Annotated in this window: 18 protein-coding genes and 2 pseudogenes; 16 read left to right on the forward strand and 4 right to left on the reverse strand. The window is 49.6% G+C overall.

Features of this window, described 5'->3' with window-relative positions:
• Nucleotides 1-320 (reverse strand): IS110 family transposase (locus NFR98_RS00005; RefSeq protein WP_251459495.1); only part of this gene is annotated, 320 nt, incomplete at its 3' end.
• Between the two features lie 411 nt (nt 321-731).
• Between NFR98_RS00005 and NFR98_RS00010 the strand changes: the two genes are divergently transcribed.
• On the forward strand, nt 732-2129 hold the full coding sequence (locus NFR98_RS00010; protein ID WP_251459497.1) for an MFS transporter: 1398 nt from the start codon (nt 732-734) through the stop codon (nt 2127-2129).
• 153 nt (nt 2130-2282) lie between these two features.
• Here NFR98_RS00010 and NFR98_RS00015 read toward each other — a convergent pair.
• A pseudogene (locus tag NFR98_RS00015) lies at nt 2283-2682 on the reverse strand (transposase family protein); the annotation flags it as partial.
• 174 nt (nt 2683-2856) lie between these two features.
• Here NFR98_RS00015 and NFR98_RS00020 point away from each other — a divergent pair.
• A pseudogene (locus NFR98_RS00020) lies at nt 2857-3120 on the forward strand (7-carboxy-7-deazaguanine synthase QueE); the annotation flags it as partial.
• 44 nt (nt 3121-3164) lie between these two features.
• Here the strand turns inward: NFR98_RS00020 and NFR98_RS00025 are convergent.
• Entirely contained in the window at nt 3165-4139 is a 975-nt protein-coding gene (locus tag NFR98_RS00025) for a bile acid:sodium symporter family protein (RefSeq protein WP_251459499.1), read from the reverse strand.
• A gap of 181 nt (nt 4140-4320) precedes the next feature.
• Nucleotides 4321-6039 (reverse strand): Rqc2 family fibronectin-binding protein, encoded by a 1719-nt coding sequence (locus NFR98_RS00030; RefSeq protein ID WP_251459501.1) that lies wholly within the window; start codon nt 6037-6039, stop codon nt 4321-4323.
• Between the two features lie 141 nt (nt 6040-6180).
• On the opposite strand from NFR98_RS00030, the gene NFR98_RS00035 reads away from it, so the two are divergent.
• The 14 genes from NFR98_RS00035 (at nt 6181) to rpe (ending at nt 22228) form a co-directional block, all read left to right on the forward strand.
• On the forward strand, nt 6181-8862 hold the full coding sequence (locus NFR98_RS00035) for a cation-translocating P-type ATPase (protein WP_251459503.1): 2682 nt from the start codon (nt 6181-6183) through the stop codon (nt 8860-8862).
• A gap of 221 nt (nt 8863-9083) precedes the next feature.
• Nucleotides 9084-9959, forward strand: a complete 876-nt coding sequence (locus tag NFR98_RS00040) for a YicC/YloC family endoribonuclease (protein WP_014095507.1) — start codon at nt 9084-9086, stop codon at nt 9957-9959.
• Nucleotides 9956-10261: an extracellular matrix/biofilm regulator RemA gene (remA, locus tag NFR98_RS00045; RefSeq protein ID WP_014095506.1), complete on the forward strand. Its 306-nt coding sequence runs from the start codon at nt 9956-9958 to the stop codon at nt 10259-10261. Before NFR98_RS00040 ends, remA begins: the two co-directional genes overlap by 4 nt.
• Before the next feature lie 2 nt (nt 10262-10263).
• Nucleotides 10264-10878 (forward strand): guanylate kinase, encoded by a 615-nt coding sequence (gmk, locus tag NFR98_RS00050; RefSeq protein WP_014095505.1) that lies wholly within the window; start codon nt 10264-10266, stop codon nt 10876-10878.
• Between the two features lies 1 nt (nt 10879).
• Nucleotides 10880-11086: a DNA-directed RNA polymerase subunit omega gene (rpoZ, locus tag NFR98_RS00055; RefSeq protein ID WP_014095504.1), complete on the forward strand. Its 207-nt coding sequence runs from the start codon at nt 10880-10882 to the stop codon at nt 11084-11086.
• Between the two features lie 135 nt (nt 11087-11221).
• Nucleotides 11222-12433, forward strand: a complete 1212-nt coding sequence (gene coaBC / locus NFR98_RS00060; protein WP_017551489.1) for a bifunctional phosphopantothenoylcysteine decarboxylase/phosphopantothenate--cysteine ligase CoaBC — start codon at nt 11222-11224, stop codon at nt 12431-12433.
• Nucleotides 12430-14835: a primosomal protein N' gene (gene priA / locus NFR98_RS00065; protein ID WP_251459505.1), complete on the forward strand. Its 2406-nt coding sequence runs from the start codon at nt 12430-12432 to the stop codon at nt 14833-14835. The genes coaBC and priA overlap by 4 nt, the downstream gene beginning before the upstream one ends.
• Nucleotides 14836-14854: 19 nt before the next feature.
• Nucleotides 14855-15340: a peptide deformylase gene (def, locus tag NFR98_RS00070; protein ID WP_035181825.1), complete on the forward strand. Its 486-nt coding sequence runs from the start codon at nt 14855-14857 to the stop codon at nt 15338-15340.
• Entirely contained in the window at nt 15337-16290 is a 954-nt protein-coding gene (gene fmt, locus NFR98_RS00075; protein ID WP_017551492.1) for a methionyl-tRNA formyltransferase, read from the forward strand. Before def ends, fmt begins: the two co-directional genes overlap by 4 nt.
• The gene (gene rsmB, locus NFR98_RS00080; protein WP_017551493.1) at nt 16283-17626 is read left to right on the forward strand and encodes a 16S rRNA (cytosine(967)-C(5))-methyltransferase RsmB; all 1344 of its coding nucleotides are present in this window, start codon (nt 16283-16285) and stop codon (nt 17624-17626) included. Before fmt ends, rsmB begins: the two co-directional genes overlap by 8 nt.
• Nucleotides 17627-17673: 47 nt before the next feature.
• On the forward strand, nt 17674-18426 hold the full coding sequence (locus NFR98_RS00085) for a Stp1/IreP family PP2C-type Ser/Thr phosphatase (RefSeq protein WP_014095498.1): 753 nt from the start codon (nt 17674-17676) through the stop codon (nt 18424-18426).
• Nucleotides 18426-20522 (forward strand): Stk1 family PASTA domain-containing Ser/Thr kinase, encoded by a 2097-nt coding sequence (gene pknB, locus NFR98_RS00090; protein ID WP_035181809.1) that lies wholly within the window; start codon nt 18426-18428, stop codon nt 20520-20522. Before NFR98_RS00085 ends, pknB begins: the two co-directional genes overlap by 1 nt.
• Before the next feature lie 165 nt (nt 20523-20687).
• Nucleotides 20688-21575 (forward strand): ribosome small subunit-dependent GTPase A, encoded by an 888-nt coding sequence (rsgA, locus tag NFR98_RS00095; protein ID WP_019722004.1) that lies wholly within the window; start codon nt 20688-20690, stop codon nt 21573-21575.
• Nucleotides 21576-21577: 2 nt separating this feature from the next.
• The gene (gene rpe / locus NFR98_RS00100) at nt 21578-22228 is read left to right on the forward strand and encodes a ribulose-phosphate 3-epimerase (protein ID WP_014095495.1); all 651 of its coding nucleotides are present in this window, start codon (nt 21578-21580) and stop codon (nt 22226-22228) included.
• Nucleotides 22229-22307: the final 79 nt, after the last annotated feature.

The following is a 22307-nucleotide window of genomic DNA, read 5'->3' on the forward strand; positions in this document are numbered from 1 at the left end:
GTCTTGTCCATCTCGGCATAAGCCTTTTTGAAATTTCTCACCAGCTTCGGATTCAGGGTAAACACCTTTGTACGACGCTGTTTCAGCTCGGGATCTTCATGGAAAAACATTGCCGGGTGCCAACTATACACAGATGTGGCCTCCATGGCGATCTGGATGGTGTCATCCGCCTCCGCATGTTGGAGGATGGCGTCTCTTAACTCAGAGGCACCGGGAAGATTGTTTGTCACCGTTTGGGTGGCCAACGTTTCCCCCATTCCATCCATCAGGCAGGCATCGAGGTTTTTGGAGCTCACGTCAATACCGACAAATAAGGGCATATGATTTCCTCCTCTCTGTATTGGGATCGATGGAATCGGACGCTTCGGGATATCCCCAGATGGCTTGCCGATCTGTCAGCCTCGCGTATGAGAACTCATCCGGGCCGTGGGCTGCCTGGAACTGCTCATTTCCAGCACGGAGATCCGGAGGAACGGCCTACGGGTTAGACGTTCAAGCAAGAACCTGGGGATGCAGACTTTTCGAGTAGTCAGGCTACAAGGAGGGGAAGCATTGACCCAAACGATCCTAAGACCATTATCCGGGAACATCGCGAAGCGTCCAAGTCCGAACTTGTATTCCGGGCGAGCCCGGAATACAAAATCTTATATTCACTTGTCAATGAGCAGCAGAATGAACTGGAAATTGACATCCACTTTGGATTTAAACTTATTATACGAGGAGGTTTTTACATGGACCATTATGCCAGCCGGTTGGAGGAGGATCACGCCGGTATTCAAAACCCGGTCACGCAAACGGGAGAATTGCACCGAAAGGAAAAAATCGCATACGGTGCAGGGGACATCGGGTATAATTTTCTGTTTGACCTCGGGCAAATCTATTTGCTCAAGTTTTACACGGATACGCTCGGGCTTCCGGCTTCCATTGCAGGAATGGTATTTTTAGTGACAAAAATTTGGGACGCTTTTTCGGATTTTACCATTGGCACGGTTGTAGACCACCGGAAAAAAATTGGGCCAAAAGGGAAGTTCCGTCCCTTCATTCTGTATACCGCAGTTCCGCTGGCGCTGATGACGGTGACGAATTTTCTTTCACCGGATTTTTCATTAAACGGAAAAGTGATTTGGGCCTTTGCTACATACATGGCTTTCGGCACCATCTACAGCATTTCCAGCATACCATACGGTTCAATGGCCCCGGCAATGACGAAAAAAGCCAATGAACGGGCTGAATTGTCCGCTTTCAGGCAAGCCGGCGCCAATCTTGGATTGCTCATTACAACAGTCGGTTTTATGCCGGTTGTCCTCCTGTTCGACAATCCGAAAATCGGATATCCGGTGGCGGCTGCGATTTTTGCAACGGCCGGTATATTGCTGCAAATCTATTCTTATAAGCATATAAAAGAGCGCCATGTCGAACTGGAACCGAAAAAAACAAACCACTCGGTTAAAGACAGCTACAAGGCGCTTGTCAAAAACGGCCCCCTTTTCATTGTCAGTCTGGTCAATTTATTTACCATTTCAGCCTACAATGTGAAACTGGCCGTCCAGGTGTATTACTGCCAGTATGTACTGCACAATGTCACCGTCGTTTCCTATATGGGATTTTTCAGCATGGGCTGCGCATTTTTCGGGATTGCCCTTGCCCCTTTTGCTCAGCGAAAAATCGGGAAAAAGTACACGTATATGTTCGGCTGTGCCATTTGGGCTGTTGCCGATCTGCTTGCTTTGTTTTTTGCCCATAATGCCGTCCTCTTTATTGTATTTGCCTGCCTCGCCTTTTTCGGAAATGCTTTTGTCAACAGCCTGAACTGGGCATTGATTTCCGACTGTGTGGAATACGGGGAATGGAAAACCGGAAAGCGGACGGAAGGCATTGTCTACTCTTTTTTTACATTCTTTCGCAAATTGTCACAGGCTGTCGCCGGGTTTATTCCCGGGTTTGTGCTGGGCATTTCCGGATATGTGCCGAATGCCGTCCAGTCTGCAAGCGCCATTTTCGGTATCAAAGCGCTTATGTTCATCTATCCGGCAGCACTGTCCATTTTAACCATTGTTGTATTCGGCTTTTTCTACCGCCTGACGGAAAAGAAATATAAAGAAATCGTGGCGGAGATGAACAGCAGGTAATGCAGGACAATTTGGGGAGTACCTTTAACAAAGGGCTGTCCCTTTGCACATACTGGCTTGCAGCCGGGTTCGTGTCTGTATTTTCTGCCTTTCTCTGCCGGCTTGGGCATCCCTTGTCCATTTTAAATGCCAAGGGGTATGTTTTTAAACATCATGATCATCATCGTTGTCCTTTTCCTTATATGCTTTTTCCAATTGGCGTTCTTGTTTTCCCGGAACGATCCACTTATTCAGTTTATTGATGATATTTGCACGCAAGCACTTTCTAAAACGAGTCATCATAGAATGGCCAAATGGGGCTTTTTCCTGGAATTCAGGCAAACCGATAAATACTGAAGATACGGCTTTTCTATGATCTGTTCGATTGCATCTCGGCCAAGTAGCCCAAGATGCTCTTTGATGTAGAGAGCTCTTAGAACGATTCTGACGGCGTAATCCTGTTCGCCTTTAAATTTTTTTGAAGGACCTGGCATCCCTTTCTTCATCTCTTCACAAAGGGATTATTTCAGCAAGACGGGCCCAGCGATTTTTGTTATCCCAATTTCAAGAGAATGGTGTAGAAAAAGTTTTCTGCAAAAGTGAATTGATGCTCGGCCTTTTTTACATAGCAACGGTCTCCAAGTGCAAGGTCCTTATGGCATCAAAACGCTGCCAAACATGACAACGAGGCAGGAGCTTATAATGAGTTCCAAAATCTTTCTGATTTTCCAGAATATCATTATAATAAAATTTTTGCATAAAAATTGTCGTTTTCGACGAAGAGGATTTTGATTACGCCAAAAAGATCCATAAACGCTATCCGCCTGTTCCCTTCTATTTACAAGTCGGCAATCCGGATGTTACTTTGCCTGACCGGGATGCATTAGCGAAAATGCTGACCGGAAGATATGAATGGCTGATCAATCTGGCCTTGCAGGCAGAAGAAATGAATGATGCTTATGTCCTTCCCCAATTGCATGCATTGGTGTGGGGGAACAAACGGGGCGTATAAGAGAAAAGGGCCGGCCTGCGCACGCAGGGCAGCCCCTCTTTTTCTCACACATGCTGGCTTGCGGCCGGGTTCGCGTCGGGTTTTACTGCCTTTTTATCTTTCATCCGGCTGTAGATGTTTGCGAGCAACGAACCAGACAAATTATGCCAGACGCTGAAAATCGCGCTCGGGACGGCGGCAAGCGGGGAAAAATGCGCGGTAGCAAGCGCTACCCCGAGCCCGGAATTCTGCATGCCGACTTCCATCGAAACCGCTTTTTGCTTGGCAAGGTCCATCCCGCACAAACGGGCGAAGAAAAAGCCGATGATAAACCCGAGCAAGTTATGCAAAATAACGACGGCAAAAACGAGTAAAGCCGTTTGTGCAATTTTTTCGGCGCTTCCGGCGACCACTCCCGCTACAATCAGCACAATTGCCACAACCGAGACAAGCGGCATCGCTTTTGCGCCGGCACGCGCCTGTTTGCCGAAAAACCTTTTCGCGATAAATCCGAGCAAAAGCGGCACAATGATCACTTGCACAACCGAAAGGAATAAAGACCATACACTGACATGCACCCATTTGCTGGCAAACAGCAGGATTAACAGCGGTGTGACAATCGGCGCAAGAATCGTGGACACGGAGGCGATCGCAACAGCAAGCGCCACATTTCCGCGCGCGAGAAACACCATCACGTTCGAAGCCGTTCCGCTCGGGCAGCAGCCGACAAGAATGACGCCGATGGCAATATCTTTCGGCAAGTTGAGCCCGACTGCAAGCAGAAAAGCAATAAGCGGCATGATGACAAAATGGCCGATGACGCCGAGCGCCACCTCAAGCGGCTTTTTGAAAACTTCTTTAAAATCTGATAATTCAAGCGTCAGCCCCATCCCAAACATGACAATTCCCAATAACGGTACGATATAATTCCCGATCCACGCAAAATGCTGGGGCAATAAATAAGCGATGACTGCAAAAATCAGCACCCATACGGTGAACGTTTTCCCTGCAAACGCGCTGATTTTTTCTAAAGTTGCCATGTGAAGACCTCCAAATATAAATTGTTTTCTAAAATGATAGAATATCTGACAAAATAAATCAAGGCAGCCATTTCAATATTTTGGGATTTATTTAGATCATTCGTTTCCGAAAACATTTTTTTCACCAAAAAAAACAGCGCAATGCCTGGGCCTGCGCTGTTTACAACATATTCCGTGTTTTTCATGCATCCTTCGTTTTTTTCATGGCCAGCACTTTGTCGGTATCCGGTGTGACATAAACGGTTTGCTGGTTCTCGTAAATGACAAATCCGGGTTTTGCGCCGTTCGGTTTTTTCACGTAGCGCACTTTCGTATAATCGACCGGGACGGAAGCGGACTGGCGCGCTTTGCTAAAATAGGCGGCGAGTGATGCGGCTTCCAAAATCGTTTCCGGCGCCGGGTTTTTGCTGCGGATGACAACATGCGACCCGGGAATGTCTTTTGTGTGCAGCCAGATTTCATCGCGGGCGGCGACCCGGTTTGTCAAATAATCGTTTTGCTTGTTGTTCTTTCCGACAAGAATTTCCGTGCCGTCCGAAGCCTCGTATTTTTCGAGGGCGATTTTGTTTGCATTTTTCCGCCGGGCGCGGCTGTGCCGTTTTTTCAAATAGCCTTCTTCTTCCAGCTCTTCGCGGATTTCCCCGATATCTTTCGGCGAGGCTGTTTCAAGCTGCTGGAGGAGGTTTTCAAAATACAGCACTTCATCCCGGGCTTTTTTGATCTGCTCACGCACCGCGACTTGCGCATGCTTCGCTTTCTGGTAGCGGGAAAAATAGCTTTGCGCATTTTCCGCAGGGGTTTTCAGTGGATCAAGCGGAATTTCAACCATTGCCCCGTTCTCATCGTAATAGTTTTGCACTTTCACTTTGTCCATTCCTTTTTTCACGGCATACAAATTTGCTGTCAAAAGTTCGCCGTACAGCTGGAACTGTTCGGCATTTTGCGCCTCCTCAAGCGTGGCTTCCAGCTTTTTGATTTTGCTTTCGTTTTTCTCCAGTTCATTTTTCACAAACCGCTCAAGATCATGGCCTTTTTGCTTGACGCGGTCACGTTCGGCTTTCCCGGCATAAAAACGGTCAAGCAGCGCGCTTAAAGTCGGGAAAGTTTTGGTTTCGCCCCCAAGGGACGCAAGCGGGATCATGTAAAATGATTCTTTTTGTGCGCCCATGATCATCACCGGCTGGAGGTCAAACTTTTTAATCGGCTCCATAACGGACAAGAACGCGTCCGTCACCGCTTCCGGATTCGAAAATTTCGCCCGGTGCATGATCTCTTTTGCCAAAAGAGGGGAGACCCCGGCGAATTGCGCGACAATCTGCTTGTCCATTTTCCCGCTGTTCCAGTCGAGCGCTGCTGTGACATCCTCTTTTGCCGCTTCAAGTGGGTTCCGTTTGTGCTGCTCGGGGGGCATGACATATTCATGCCCGGGGAGAATTGTCCGGTACGTATTAACAGCCGGCGGGACATGTTTGATGCTGTCCATGATCAGGTTCCGCTCTTTGTCGACCAAGATGATATTGCTGTGGCGGCCCATGATTTCCACGTACAGCTGTTTAAAGGAAATATCCCCGATTTCGTTTCGGCTTTTGATGTCAAAGACAACAACGCGGTCAAGGCCGGCCTGGTGAATATTCTCGATCACGGCACCTTCCAGATGTTTTCTTAAAAGCATGCAAAACATCGGCGGGTCCTGCGGGTTGTCAAACGGTTCATCCGTCAGCTGAATGCGCGCATAGGCCGGGTGTGCTGACAAAAGCAGCCGCCTGTTTTTTCCGTTTGCACGCACCACAAGGACCAGTTCATTCTGGTACGGCTGGTGGATTCTGTTAATCCGCCCGCCTTTTATCGTATCAACAAGTTCTTTTACCATCGCTCTTGTAAATAATCCGTCAAATGACATATCGCATTCCTCAATTCTTTCGCGCATGCATAAAGCATTGCGTCAGTCGTTGGCATGTTAAATTATATCATTTTTTTGGACAGGGCTGAATATGTTGCTATTAAGACAATAATGGGCAGAAGCAGGGGAGAGTGTATTTTCATGATGTTTCACGAAATGAGTGAAAAAGAAGTAGAACAGGAATTCGGAACTGATCTGGAAAAAGGGCTCACCGAAAAAGAAGCGGAAAAAAGAATCAGGCAGTACGGCTTTAATGAACTGGAAGAGGCGGAAAAGGAATCTGCCCTTATGCTCTTTCTCAGCCAGTTTAAAGATTTTATGACGCTCGTCCTGCTTGCCGCAACCGTGATTTCCGGATTTTTAGGCGAATATGTCGACGCGGTCGCCATCATCGCCATTGTATTGATTAACGGGTTTCTCGGCTTTTTTCAGGAGCGGCGGGCCGAGAAATCGCTTGAAGCATTAAAAGAACTTTCCGCACCGCAAGTCAATGTACGAAGAAACGGGCGATGGGTAAAAATCCCTTCCAAAGAAGTGACGCTTGGTGATATTTTAAAATTTGAAAGCGGGGACCGGGTTGGCGCCGATGTCCGGATTGTAAAGGCCAATAATCTTGAAATTGAAGAGTCGGCGTTAACCGGAGAGTCCATCCCTTCCCAGAAATCAACGGAACCGATTCCTGTGGAAAATGCGGGCCTCGGCGATTTGCATAATATGGCGTTTATGGGGACAATGGTAACGCGCGGCAACGGCATCGGCATTGTCACCGGCATCGGGATGCAGACGGCAATGGGGGAAATTGCCGATATGATTCAAAACGCCGAAGCGATGGCGACCCCTTTGCAAAGAAGGCTCGAGCAACTGGGAAAAATTTTAATCGTGGTGGCGCTGCTTTTAACCCTCCTTGTTGTTCTTGTCGGCGTCTGGCACGGGCATGACTTGTATTCCATGTTTCTGGCGGGGGTTTCGCTCGCGGTTGCGGCGATTCCGGAAGGCCTGCCGGCGATTGTGACGATCGCATTATCGCTCGGTGTCCAGCGCATGATCCGGAAAAACGCGATCGTCCGGAAACTGCCGGCTGTGGAAACGCTTGGCTGTGCGTCTGTCATCTGCTCGGATAAAACCGGCACAATGACGCAAAACAAAATGACAGTCACTCATTTATGGAGCGGGGGAAAGACGTGGAAAGTGTCCGGGACGGGCTATGAGCCGAAAGGGATTTTTACGGACAATGGCGCGGAAATCCACCCGTTAAAGGAAAAAAGCGTCTACCAGCTGTTGACGTTCGGGCTATTATGCAACCATGCCGAATTGAAAGTGAAAAACAAAGAATATATCATAGACGGCGACCCGACGGAAGGCGCGCTCCTCGTTTCTGCCCTGAAGGCCGGTTTAACGAGGGAATTACTGCTGAAAGAATTTACGATTGAACAGGAATTTCCATTTGATTCAACGCGGAAAATGATGAGCATGGTGATCCGTGACAAACACGGCAAACGGTTTGTAATCACAAAAGGCGCGCCGGATGTGCTGCTCGGGGTAAGCCGGTCGGTGCTCTGGAACGGCAGGGAACAATCGTTTGATCCGGAAACACGGAGAAAAGTAGAGAAAGCGGTCGAATCTTTGGCTGCACAGGCGCTTCGGACGATCGCCATCGCGTTCAAGCCGCTTGCAACAGGCGAAACGGCAAAAAATGAACAAGAGGCGGAGAAAAATTTGATTTTTCTCGGCGTCCAGGGAATGATCGATCCGCCGCGGCCGGAAGTCAGACAAGCCATTAAAGAATGTAAGGAAGCGGGCATCCGCACGGTGATGATTACGGGCGACCATGCTGTGACCGCAAAAGCGATTGCGAGACAGCTCGGGATTTTGCGCACAAGTCGTGAAAAAGTGGTGGACGGCGCGATGCTGAACGAACTGACGGTGGATGAGCTGGAAGACGTGATTGACGAAGTTTCCGTGTTTGCACGCGTATCGCCGGACCATAAACTAAAAATCGTCAAAGCTTTCCAAAACCGCGGGGCAGTCGTCGCCATGACAGGAGACGGCATCAATGACGCACCGGCCATAAAAACGGCCGATATCGGCATCTCGATGGGCATTACCGGAACCGATGTCGCAAAAGAAGCGTCCTCGCTCATTTTGCTCGATGATAATTTTGCGACGATTAAAGCGGCGATCCAGGAAGGCCGCAATATTTACGAAAATATCCGGAAATTCATCCGTTACCTGCTCGCTTCCAATGTCGGCGAAATCCTTGTGATGCTGTTTGCGATGCTTTTGTCCCTGCCGCTTCCCGTCGTTCCCATCCAAATTCTGTGGGTCAATCTCGTGACGGATGGGCTGCCGGCAATGGCGCTCGGTCTCGACCAGCCGGAAGAAGATGTGATGAAGCGGAATCCGCGCCATCCGCGTGAAGGGGTGTTTGCGCGCGGGCTCGGCTGGAAAGTGATTTCACGCGGTTTTCTGATCGGAATTGCGACATTGGCCGCTTTTGTGACCGTATATTACCAGCATCCTGACCGGCTTCCTTATGCCCAAACGATTGCATTTGCAACACTTGTCCTTGCCCAGCTGATCCATGTGTTTGACTGCCGCAGCGAACGCTCGGTGCTCGCGCGCAACCCGTTTGGAAATGTCTATCTTGTGCTTGCTGTTTTGTCATCGGTTTTGCTTATGCTTGCCGTGATTTATGTTCCGGCCCTCCAGCCGGTTTTCCATACGCTACCGATATTGCCGAAAGACTGGCTGCTCGTCCTCTGCATGAGTGCAATTCCGACATTTTTGCTTGCGGGGACATATTATTTAAGAAAAAAACCTTGAATTATGCTATAATCTTAAAAGTAATAGGGGATCCTCTATTACTTTTTCTTTTGGCGAAATTTCCCCAGGTGCTCCGGTTAAGATTTCCTTTCCTAAATGGGCGGGGCGCGGTATAATCTCCGTAAAAGCTATTATCACCGGGCCGGGGACAGGCGCGATGAAAGTCGTGAAGGTTAAAACCGGCGTGATGGTAGATGTAAGAAGAGATTGGGCGTGAGAAGATGGTCTTAAGCATGACGGGCTATGGCAGAGGCCGCCGAAAGACGCAGCAGTTCAGTGTGACAGTTGAGATCAAGTCTGTCAACCATCGCTTTTGCGAATATCAGATCAGGATGCCGAAGCAGCTTGTCAAAGTGGAAGAAGAGTTGAAAAAAATCATCGGGAACTATGTGCAGCGGGGTCGTATTGACGTGTTTGTCACCATTGCCGGTGAAGGGCTTGTCAAACGCAGGCTGCGGGTCGACTGGGATTTGCTGGACGAATACCACCGGTTTTTAAGCCGGATCCGTGAGCAATACGGAATTGAATCAGGTTTTGGCATTCGCGAGTTATTAAACCGCGAAGATTTAGTTACAATAGAAGAAATAGAGGAAGATAATGAAGAAATCCTCACCCTTGTCTTGGAAGCCTGCAAAGAGGCGGCCGGGCAGTTGCGGCTTATGCGCGAAAAAGAAGGTTCCCTGCTCAAAGCCGATTTGGAAAAACATCTCCAAACGATTTCAAAGCAGGTGGACGATATCAAAACAGAGGCGCAGTCGCTCGTTTCTACATACCGATTCAAACTTGAAAAGCGGATGCAGGAGCTATCAGGCGGCCGGCTGGATGAAGCGAGGCTCGTCCAGGAAGCGGCGCTGTTTGCCGACAAATCCGATATCCATGAAGAAGTAACAAGGCTTGAGAGCCACTTGATTCAATTTGGCGAAACGTTGGCGCTTGATGAGCCAATTGGCAGAAAACTGGATTTCATGATCCAGGAGATGAACAGGGAAGTGAACACGATCGGATCAAAAGCAAATGCTTCCGGTATTTCAACAGCCGTTGTTGAGCTCAAAACGGTCCTTGAGAAGATGCGCGAGCAAGTGCAGAATATAGAATGATTCGCGCGAAGTCAATTGTATACGAGCGGGAGAGGATGCAGGTGGTAAAACTCATTAATATCGGCTTTGGCAATATCATTTCGGCAAACCGCATCATTTCCATTGTAAGCCCGGAATCAGCGCCGATTAAGCGGCTCATTCAGGATGCACGCGAGCGTGGCACTTTAATCGATGCGACATACGGCAGAAAAACCCGGGCAGTGGTAACGATGGACAGCGGCCATGTGATTCTCTCCGCAGTTCAGCCGGAAACAGTGGCGCACCGTGTTACGGACGGGGAAACAGATGGCGAGGAGGTATAGCGTTGAAGAAAAAAGGATTGCTCATTGTGTTATCCGGTCCGTCCGGTGTCGGGAAAGGGACCGTACGGAAAGCCATTTTTTCGCAGCCGGATACGAAATTTGAATATTCCATCTCAATGACGACGAGAAAACCGCGGGAAGGTGAAATCGACGGGGTGGATTATTTTTTCAAAGAACGCGAAGAATTTGAAGAACTGATCAGGCAGGGAAAACTGCTGGAGTACGCGGAATATGTCGGCAATTATTACGGGACACCTGTCGATTATGTGAAGGAAACATTGGAAGCGGGAAAAGATGTGTTTCTCGAAATTGAAGTGCAGGGCGCACGGCAGGTCCGCGAAAAATTTCCGGACGGCTTATTCATTTTTCTTGCGCCGCCAAGTTTGTCCGAACTGGAATTGAGGATTACGCAGCGCGGGACGGAAACAGCCGAAAGGATTCGCGACCGGATGGAAAAAGCCCGCAAAGAAATCGAAATGATGAATTTATATGATTACGTCGTGGAAAATGATACAATAGAAAACGCCTGCGAAAAAATCAAAGCCATTGTCGTCGCGGAACATTGCCGGACGACACGCGTTGCGAAGCTGTATAAAAAAATTCTGGAGGTTGAATAAGATGCTTTATCCTTCCATTGATGAACTATTGAAAATTATCGATTCAAAATATTCCCTTGTCACGATCGCGGCAAAACGCGCCCGCCAGCTGCAGGACGAGCATAACGAAGTACTTGAAAAATATGTTTCCGATAAAAATGTCGGCAAGGCGCTTGAAGAAATTTATGTCGGCGTCCTCCGGATCAAACACGATGGAACAGCTTCTTAAGGCATCCTGGCGCGATCATACGGAAAATCACAGAGCAGGGACTGGCGGATATGGCGTCAGCCCTTTTTCTTATATTTGCTTTTTTGTTAGAATGGTCGTAAGGAGTTTGACTGAGATTTTACAGGGGGCATATGGATGCTTGGAAAAAATATACTATTGTGCGTAACCGGCGGGATTGCCGTCTTTAAAGCGGCTGCGCTCACAAGCAAGCTGGCGCAGTCCGGCGCACATGTGAAAGTCATCATGACGGAATCCGCCTGCAAGTTTGTGGCGCCGTTAACGTTTCAGGCGCTTTCCCGGAATGAAGTGTACACCGATACATTTGATGAGAAACACCCGGAAAAAATTGCCCATATTGATCTTGCAGACTGGGCGGATCTTGTCCTCGTTGCGCCGGCCACCGCTAATATTATTGGAAAATTGGCGAACGGAATAGCGGATGATATGGTCTCGACCACGATTCTCGCCACGACCGCGCCGGTATGGGTGGCGCCGGCGATGAATGTCCATATGTATGGCCACCCGGCTGTCCGCCGGAACCTGGAAACGCTTGGAAGCTTCGGCTACCGGCTGATCGAGCCTGCGGATGGGCATCTCGCATGCGGCTATACCGGAAAAGGAAGATTGGAAGAACCGGAGAACATCGTGGCGCTTTTGAAAGATTTTTTCAGCGGTGGCGGACCAAAACCGTTGTCCGGGAAAACGGTTTTAGTGACAGCCGGCCCGACGATTGAAAAAATTGATCCTGTTCGCTTTCTTTCAAACCGTTCGTCCGGAAAAATGGGATTTGCGCTTGCCGAAGAAGCGGCCAATATGGGGGCAAACGTTTTGCTTGTCACAAGTGTGGACAATCTGACACCGCCCGCCGAAACGGAAATCATCAAAGCGGAGAGCGCAGAGGAGATGTATCATGCGGTTATGGGCCGCTACAAAGAAGCGGATATCATCATTAAAAGCGCGGCCGTGGCAGACTACACGCCGGTCCGTGTTTTTGATAAAAAAATGAAAAAACAGCCGGGCAACCTGACGCTGGAATTGAAACGGACAAAAGATATTTTAAAAGAACTCGGCGAAAGGCCGGACAAGCCTTTTCTCGTCGGCTTTGCCGCGGAAACCGATAATCTCGAAAACTATGCGCGCGACAAAATGGAACGGAAGCGTGCGGATATAATTGTTGCCAATGATGTGAGCCGGGAAGGCGCCGGCTTTGCCGGTGATACCAATATCGTGACCATTTTTAAACGCGACGGCTCGAAACGGGAACTCCCGCTGCTTTCCAAGCATGAGGCGGCAAGGGAAATTTTGCGCGAAATCTGCCGCGAGATCGAAAAGGGCGAAAAGAAATGAAGATTGCAAATGTGATTGTCGATATACCGGCAATGCAGACAGATAAATATTTTGATTACCGGATCCCGGAAAAATGGGAAACGGCCATTCAGCCGGGAATGCGTGTCATTGTCCCGTTCGGCCCGCGTACGATCCAGGGATTTGTTGCGGGCATAAAAGACCGTTCAGAAGTGAAGAACTTGCGTGAAATCATTGCGCCGCAGGATTTGGCCCCGGTTTTGAATGCGGAGCTGCTTGCGCTCGGGGACTGGCTTGCGAAGGAAACGCTTTGCCTGAAAATCTCCGCTTACCAGGCGATGCTGCCGGCTGCGATGAAGGCAAAATATGAAAAACGCATCAAAAGGCAGGACGGGGGCGCCAACCCTTTTCTTGACGAAGTGTTTGAGGGTCATGACGAAATCAGCTGGAAAGAAGCACAGCAAAAGGGCTTTCTGCCGTTTCTCCAAAAAGAAGCGAAAAACGGATCGGTGGAAGTCGTGTACGAAGTCAAAAGCAAAGCCAATAAGAAAACGGTCCGGCTTATTTTCTGCCCGCTGTCCAAAGACGAGCTTGAAAAACGGATGGAAGAAGTGCCGAAAAATGCACCGAAGCAAAAGCAGGTGCTGCAATTTTTCCTGGAAAATCCGGATGCTAAGATGCCTTCTCCCGAACTGGCGGAAACAGCTGGCGTATCGCGGGCGGTTATCAAAACATTGCTTGAAAAAGGATGGTTGGAAGAAAAACAGGAAGAATCGTACCGCGACCCGTATGCCGGCCACCAATTTCAAAAGAGCGTGCCACATGCTTTAACTGCGGAGCAGAAACAGGCAATTGGCCCGGTCCTCTCCGCTGTCCGCGAAAACAGAAATGAAACGTTTTTGCTTTTTGGCGTAACCGGTAGCGGAAAAACGGAAATTTATCTCCAGTCGATACAGGAAGTGCTGAACCAGGGAAAAGAGGCGATTGTCCTTGTGCCGGAAATTTCTCTTACGCCGCAAATGGTGAACCGTTTTAAAAGCCGTTTCGGCAAAGACGTGGCGGTTTTGCACAGCGGCTTATCGGTCGGCGAAAAATACGATGAATGGCGGAAAATTACCCGCAAAGAAGCGAAAGTGGTCGTCGGGGCGCGGTCGGCGATTTTTGCCCCGCTTGAAAATCTTGGCATCATTATTATTGATGAAGAACATGAAAACAGCTACAAACAGGAGGACAACCCGCGCTACCATGCGAGGGACGTCGCCCTTTTCCGGAGCAAAAACCACCATTGCCCGGTCATACTCGGCAGCGCCACCCCGTCGCTTGAATCATTTGCCCGCGCACAAAAAGGGGTCTATACTTTGCTGAAAATGGGAAAACGGATGAACAACCACCCGCTTCCCGAGGTTTCGATTGTCGATATGCGCGAAGAATTGCGCGCAGGCAACCGTTCCATGTTCTCAAGAGAGCTTTTTGAAAAATTGAAAGACCGTCTGGAGAAAAAACAGCAAACCGTGCTGCTGCTGAATAAAAGGGGATACTCCTCCTTTGTCATGTGCCGGGACTGCGGGTATGTGCAGCAATGCCCGAACTGTGATATCTCGCTTACTTATCACCGCTCTACAAACGAAATGAAATGCCATTACTGCGGTTACGAGACATTTGTGCCCGCAACATGCCCGGAATGCGGGAGTTCCCATATTCGTTATTTCGGGACAGGGACGCAGAAAGTGGAAGAGGAACTGGGGCGGCTGTTGCCCGAAGCGCGCGTGATCCGGATGGATGTCGATACAACCGGCCGCAAAGGGGCACATGAACGGATGCTGCAAAGCTTTGCAAACGGGGAAGCCGATATTTTGCTTGGGACGCAGATGATTGCAAAAGGGCTCGATTTCCCAAATATTACGCTTGTCGGCGTGCTGAATGCGGACACGATACTCCATTTACCCGATTTCAGGGCGTCTGAAAAAACGTTTCAGCTTTTAACGCAAGTAAGCGGGCGCGCGGGGCGGCACCAGCTGGAAGGCGAGGTTGTTGTCCAAACCTATACCCCCGAACATTACAGCATCCAATTTGCAGGGGAACAGGACTATGAACGCTTTTACCGCCAGGAAATGAGAATGCGGAAAGTGGGCGCCTATCCTCCTTTTTACTATCTCACCCTGATTACGGTCAGCCATGAAAATGTGATGAAAGCCATGTCCGCAGCCGAAAAAATCGCAGGCTTTATGCGGAACCGGGTGTCGGGCGGAAGCGTGATTTTAGGCCCTTCGGCATGCCCGGTACCCCGTGTGAAAAATAGATATCGTTACCAATGTCTGATAAAATACAAACGGGAACCGCGGCTCAATGAAACATTATCTGTTTTGCTGGAACATTTCCAGCACCAGATTGCCTCGGAAGGATTAAGCATCGCGGTCGATGTCAATCCTAATATGATGATGTAACAGGAACGAGTGATTCGAAATGATGGAGATTGTAAAATATCCTGCCGCTATTTTGGAGGAAAAATGCAAACGGGTCACGGCATTCGGCCCGTCTTTAAAAGCGGTACTGGATGAAATGTATGAAACGATGCTTGAAGCGGACGGGGTCGGCCTTGCCGCCCCGCAAGTCGGCATCAACCAGCAAATCGCCGTTGTCGATACCGGGGATGAAACAGGCCGGATTGACCTCATCAATCCGAAAATCGTAACAAGGCGCGGGGAACAGACGGATGTCGAAGGCTGCCTGAGTTTTCCCGGCGTTTATGGGACGGTTTCGCGCGCCCATTATGTGAAAGTAAAAGCACAGGATGCAAACGGAAGGGCGTTCACCATTGAAGCGGAAGATTTCCTTGCCCGCGCTTTGCAGCATGAAATCGACCATCTGCACGGCGTTTTGTTTACGTCCAAAATCATTGATTATGTGGATGAGGAAGACTTGGTTTTTGAGGAGGCCGATGCCGAATGACGAAAGTGGTGTTTTTGGGAACGCCGGATTTTGCCGTGCCGGTTTTACAGACTTTGATCCGCGACGGGTACGAGGTCATTGGCGTTGTGACGCAGCCGGATAGGCCGGTTGGCAGAAAACAGGTTTTAACCCCTCCGCCTGTAAAACGGGAGGCGGAAAAGCACGGCATTCCGGTTTTTCAGCCGGAAAAATTGCGCGAGCCGGAAAGCCTCGCCCGTATTTTGGCGCTCAAACCGGATGTTGTGGTTACATGCGCATACGGGCAGATTTTGCCGAAAGCATTGCTTGATGCGCCCCCGTTCGGCTGCATCAATGTCCATGCGTCACTGCTGCCGGAACTGCGTGGCGGGGCGCCGATCCATACGGCTATTTTACAAGGGAAGAAAAAGACCGGCGTCACCATTATGTACATGGCGGAAAAACTCGATGCCGGCGACATTTTCAGCCAGCGGGAAGTCGAAATTGAAGAAACCGATGATGCCGGCACCCTCCATGACAAGCTGAGCAAAGCGGGCGCTGTGCTTTTATCCGAAACGCTTCCGAAAATCTTGGCAAAAGAAGTGACGCCGGTGCCGCAGGATGAACAGAAGGCGACGTTTGCCCACAATATTACGCGCAGCCAGGAAAAAATCGATTGGAAAAAACCGGGGGAAGTCATTTACAACCAAATCAGGGGGCTGTGCCCGTGGCCGGTTGCCTACACCGTGCTTGGCGGAAAGACGTTTAAAATATGGAAAAGCGAAAAAGTGCCGCTTTCTGAGCAGGCGGAGCCGGGCACCATCGTCACGATAGAAAAAGACGGGATCGTGGTCGCAACGGGCAACACAACCGGCATTAAAGTGACGGAACTGCAACCTGCCGGGAAGAAACGGATGGCGGTTGCACAATTTTTAAACGGTTCAGCGGGCGGCCTTGCACCCGGAATGAAATTTGGAGATGAAGATGAGTAAAGATCGGAAAAATGTCCGTGAAGCGGCGCTTGAACTTTTGGAGGCAGTGGAGAAAAACGAGTCGTACAGCAATTTGCTGCTTGACCGCTATATTGAAAAATACCGGTTCCACGGTCCTGACCGGGCGCTGCTTACGGAAATCACTTATGGCACGTTGCAGAGAAAACAGACACTGGACTATTTTCTCGCCCCGTTTTTGCGCAAAAAAATTGAAAATTGGGTGCGGATTTTGTTGCGCTTGTCTTTATATCAAATGGTATACTTAGATAAAATCCCTGACCGCGCGATTATTTTTGAAGCGGTGGAGATCGCCAAAAAACGGGGCCACCGCGGGATTTCCGGAATGGTCAACGGCGTTTTGCGCGCCATCCAGCGCGGGGGGCTCAGAAGTTTAAAGGAAATAGAAGACCCGCTTGAAAGATTATCGGTGGCAACGAGCCATCCGCACTGGCTTGTGGCAAGATGGGCGGAAGCTTACGGCTATAAAACGACGAAAGAAATGTGTGAAGCAAACCTGATTCCGCCGTTACAGACAGCAAGGGTGAACCTGAACCGGGCATCCGTGGAAGAAGTCATCGAAAAACTGGAGCGGGAAGGGTTTACCGTTGAGCGGAGCCCGGTTATTCCGGAAGCTGTCCGCTCACGAAAAGGCAATCTTGCCCGCTCGGCATGCTTTAAAGAAGGGCTCTTCACCATCCAGGATGAAAGTTCGATGGCGGTTGCCTATGCGCTTTGCATCCAGGAAGGCCAGCGGATTCTGGACGCTTGTGCGGCACCGGGCGGAAAAACGACCCATATTGCGGAAAAGTTAGAAGGAACGGGAGAAGTTGTCGCGCTCGATCTCCATCCGCATAAAGTAAAACTGGTTCAGGAAAATGCAGAGAGGCTCGGTACCGGACAGGTCGAAGCGATTGCGATGGACAGCCGGGATGCAGGCGCCCGTTTTGAAAAAAATACTTTTGACCGCATTCTTGTCGACGCGCCGTGCACAGGTTTTGGCGTGCTGCGACGGAAACCGGATATCAAATATGCGAAAACCGTTGACGATATCCATGCGCTAAAGCAGGTCCAGCTTTCGATTTTATCGGGCGTGTCGGAACTGTTAAAACCGGACGGCATCCTTGTTTTCAGCACGTGCACCGTTGACCGGAAAGAAAACGAAGGGACGATTGAAACATTTTTGCAGGAACATCCGGAATTTGAACCGTATCCGCTGCACGTCCCGGAAGCAATGGAATCTTGCGTTGACGGATACCGGATGCAGATTTTTCCGCAGGACTTCGGCGGGGACGGATTTTTCATCGCCAGCATCCGCAAAAAGGCCGGTAAAGCATAGGTTTGCCTGATGATAAACACGTCAAAGAGTATGAAGGTGGGGGTATAATGGAATCTGTCTACAAAACGGACAAGGGCAGAGTAAGGCAGCATAACGAAGACAGTGGGGGAGTCTTTGAAAATGCCGGCGGTGATCTCCTTGCGATTGTTGCGGATGGCATGGGCGGCCATCGTGCGGGTGACATTGCGAGCGGCATGACGGTGCAATGTTTTAAAGAAGCGTTTGAAAAATTCGGCCCGGTTGCCGATGCGGAGTCCGCGGAGGCGTGGCTTTCCGAGACGATCGGCGAGGTGAATGCCCGTTTATTTGAACATGCCGCCCATCACCCTGAATGCGAAGGAATGGGCACCACACTGGTTGCAGCGGTCTGCACCGAAGGCTTTATTTCCATCGCCAATATCGGAGACAGCCGCGGCTATATTTTTAATGAAAACGGCTTCCAGCAGCTGACGGAAGATCATTCGCTGGTCAATGAACTGGTCAAAACCGGCCAGATTTCAAAAGAAGACGCCGAAAATCACCCACATAAAAATGTGATCCTGAAAGCGCTCGGGACGGAAGATTCGATCTCGCCCGACTTAAAAACGATTGTATTTGAAGAAAATGATACTTTGCTGCTTTGTTCAGACGGCCTGTCGAATAAAGTGCCGACGGAAGTGATGAAAGAAGTGCTGGAAAAAGATCTGCCGCTTGGGGAGAAAGCGGACATGCTCGTGGATTATGCCAATGAAAACGGTGGGGAAGACAATATTACGATTGTGCTTCTTTCGTCCGGCCGCAATAAAGGCGGGTGCCCTTAATGTTAATCGGAAGACGGATCAGCGGCCGCTATAAAGTCAAAAGCCTGATCGGCGGCGGCGGCACGGCAAACGTCTATCTGGCCCGCGATATGATTTTGGACCGTGATGTGGCCGTCAAAGTGCTGCGCCCGGATTTTGCAAATGAGCCGGAGTTTATCCAACGTTTTCACAGGGAGGCCCAATCGGCAACGAGCCTGGTCCATCCGAATATTGTCAGTATTTATGATGTTGGCGAAGAGGACGATTTAAATTATATCGTCATGGAAAATGTCGAGGGCATGACGTTAAAACAATACATACAGCAAAACGGCCCGGTTTCCGTTGAGAAAACGCTGGACATTATGGGACAGCTTGCAGCGGCGATCGCACATGCCCATGACAACCATATTATCCACCGTGACATTAAGCCGCAAAATATTTTAATCAGCCATGACGGCGTTGTGAAAATTACGGACTTCGGGATTGCCATGGCTTTATCCGCTACTTCAATCACCCGGACAAATGCCGTGCTCGGTTCGGTCCATTATCTTTCCCCCGAGCAGGCAAGGGGCGGTGTTGCCACATATAAATCGGATATATACGCACTCGGCATCGTGATGTTCGAGCTTTTAACGGGAAGGCTTCCTTTTTCCGGGGAATCTGCCGTTTCCATTGCTTTAAAACATTTGCAAAGCGAGACGCCGTCGCCGAAAAGGTGGAATCCCGATATTCCCCAAAGTGTTGAAAATATTGTTTTAAAAGCAACGGCGAAAGATCCGTTTTACCGTTATAACAGCACCGAAGAAATGGGGGAGGATATCCGCACCGCACTCCTGCCGGAAAGGCTGAATGAACCGAAATTTGTTATCCCGGAAGACGAAGATCAGACGAAAATTATGCCGGTGATTTCCGAAGTGGCTGCCGGCCCCGACCGGAATGAAGAAACCATTATCGCAAATCCGGCCGGAGAAAATGAAAAGGAAAAGAAACCGGACACAAAGCGGGACAAAAAAGAGAAAAAACGGCGGAAAAAATGGCCGTTCGTTGTCGGCACCCTTGCCTTTCTGGTCGTGCTTGCCGGCCTTGCCGCCTTGTTGCTGCCGTCCCTGCTCGGCCCGAAAACCGTCAGCGTCCCGTCAGTATCAGGCAAAACGGCGGATGCTGCTGCCGCCGTGCTTACGGCGCATGGTCTGAAAACCGGGGAGAAGATTAAAACAACAAGCGAAACGGTACCAAAGGGGCAGGTGATCAAAACGGATCCCGAAGCCGGGGAAAAAATCAAAGAGGGGACAAAAGTTTCCCTTTATATCAGCACGGGAAAAGAAACATTTACCCTGTCCGATTATACCGGCAGGCAGTTTGACGATGTCGTGAATTTATTGACTGGGGAACATTTTAAAGACATCGATAAAGAAGAAGTATACGATGACAGTGCGCAAGGGACCATTATATCACAGGATCCCGCGCCCGATAAAAAAGTGGTGCCCGAAAGCACGGTGCTTACCTTTACTGTAAGCAAAGGCCCGGAAATTTATGCAGTCGGGGATTTAACTGGATTTTCAAAAAAACAGCTGGACGCATATGAAAAAACATCCGGTTTTTCCATTGAATATGCCGGAAAAGATTATTCGGATACCGTGAAAAAGGACCATGTCATTTCGCAATCCCCGCAGCCGGGAACCGAGCTGAAAAAAGGCTCGGTCGTAAAAGTGACCATCAGCAAAGGACAGAAAGAAATGCCGCCAAAGACGGTCACAAAGGAAGTAACGATCCCGTATGAGCCGGACACGGATTCCGCCGGGAGCACAAATGAAAACAATAGCGAAAGTTCCGGGTCGGACGGAAACAGCCAGTCCGGTGACAGCAACAGCGAATCAAACGGAAACGATTCCGGCGGCAAAACAGATGCATCTGCACAAGAAAACCCGAAACAGGAAGTGCAAATTTTTATTGAAGACATGAACCATTCGATGTCCGCACCTGTTCAAACGTTTGAGATTACGAAAACGGTGAAAAAACAGCTGGAGTTCACGATTGAATACGGGAAAGAGGCGACATACAAAATCATGAGGGATGGCAAAGTCATCGCCGAAGAGACCGTTCCGTATCCAAATTAAGAAAACGCGGGCGTCCCATCCTTAGGCGAGAGCAGCGCCGTCGTTGCATTTATGCGTTAGGAAAGTAGAAATTGAAAAATTTATCCTTTCTTAACTGAGAAAGCGCCGGGCCGTAACCCGGCGCCTCCCCTGGTTTGAAAATGTCGGAGAGATGGAGGTGGATGTATGGCAGAAGGAAAAATCATCAAGGCTTTAAGCGGCTTTTACTATGTGAAAAATCGTGAAGACGGCGAAATTTACCAATGCAGGGGCAGAGGTGTCTTCCGGAAAAGGAAAATCACCCCGCTCGTCGGGGACCATGTCGAATTCCAAAAAGAAAACGGGCGGGAAGGTTATATTTTGGACATCGGCGAAAGAAAGAATGAACTCGTCCGTCCACCGATTGCCAATGTGGATCAGGCTGTTTTGGTTTTTTCCGCAAAAGAACCAGCCTTTTCTACGCTGCTTTTGGACCGTTTTTTAGTCCCAATTGAAAAGAACCTGATTCGGCCGCTTATTCTGATCACAAAATGCGATCTCTTGGGCGCGGATGAAAAAGAAAAGCTGCTCGAGACGCTTGCAGTATACCGGCAAATCGGTTACCCGGTTATTTTGTCGTCGGCGAAAGCAGGCGAAGGGGCAGATGCTTTGCTTTCGGCATTGAAAGGAAAAATCACCGTCTTTTGCGGCCAGTCCGGAGTGGGGAAAACGTCCATTCTCAACCGTCTGGACCCTGCTTTGGGTTTAAAAACAAATGAAATTTCCACGCATCTGGGCAGAGGGAAGCACACTACCCGCCATGTTGAACTATTGCCGGTCGGAGGCGGGCTCGTCGCGGATACGCCGGGTTTCAGCTCACTCGACTTCGCCGGCGTGGAATTCACGGAGCTCGGGGCCTATTTTCCGGAAATCAGTGAAAAATCGGCCGGCTGCAAGTTCCGTGGCTGTCTGCATGAAAACGAGCCGCATTGTGCGGTAAAAGCCGCTTTGGCCGAAGGGGAGATCGCTTCATTCCGGTACAGCCATTACATCCAGTTTCTTCAGGAAATTAAAAACAGAAAGCCGAGGTATTGACGATGGTAAAAATCGCACCTTCTATTTTGTCTGCAAATTTTGCAAAACTGGGAGAGGAAATTAAAGATGTGGAGGAAGGCGGGGCGGACTGGATCCATATTGATGTAATGGACGGCCATTTTGTGCCGAACATTACGATGGGGCCGCTCGTTGTTGGGGCGGTGCGGCCGGTCACAAAGCTTCCGCTCGACGTCCATTTAATGATTGAAAATCCGGACCAGTATTTGGAAGCTTTTGCGAAAGCAGGGGCGGATACAATTTCTGTCCATGTGGAAGCGTGCAGGCATCTCCACCGGACGATCCAGGAAATCCGGTCCCTTGGTGTAAATCCCGGCGTTGTCTTAAATCCCGCCACACCGGTCGAATGGATTGCGCCCATACTGGGGGATGTCGGCCTTGTATTGCTGATGACGGTCAATCCCGGGTTTGGCGGACAGGCTTTTATTGAATCCGTTGTCCCGAAAATTGAAAAACTGCACCGTTTAAAAAAAGAGCAGGGGCTTGCATTTGACATTGAAGTCGACGGCGGCATCCATCCGGAAACAGCGCAAAAATGCACACAGGCCGGTGCAACGGTGCTGGTTGCGGGCTCCAATATTTTTAAAAGCAAGAACCGGAAAAAAGCGATCCAGGCATTAAAATACGGGCAGTAAAACAACAGCCGGGGTTCATCCGGCTTTTTCTGCATGAAAAACCCGCGGGGAGTGGACAAAGCATCAGGTTGTCTTAAAT

The sequence above is a fragment of the Weizmannia agrestimuris genome (assembly GCF_943193165.1).
Taxonomy (GTDB): domain Bacteria; phylum Bacillota; class Bacilli; order Bacillales; family Bacillaceae_C; genus Weizmannia; species Weizmannia faecalis.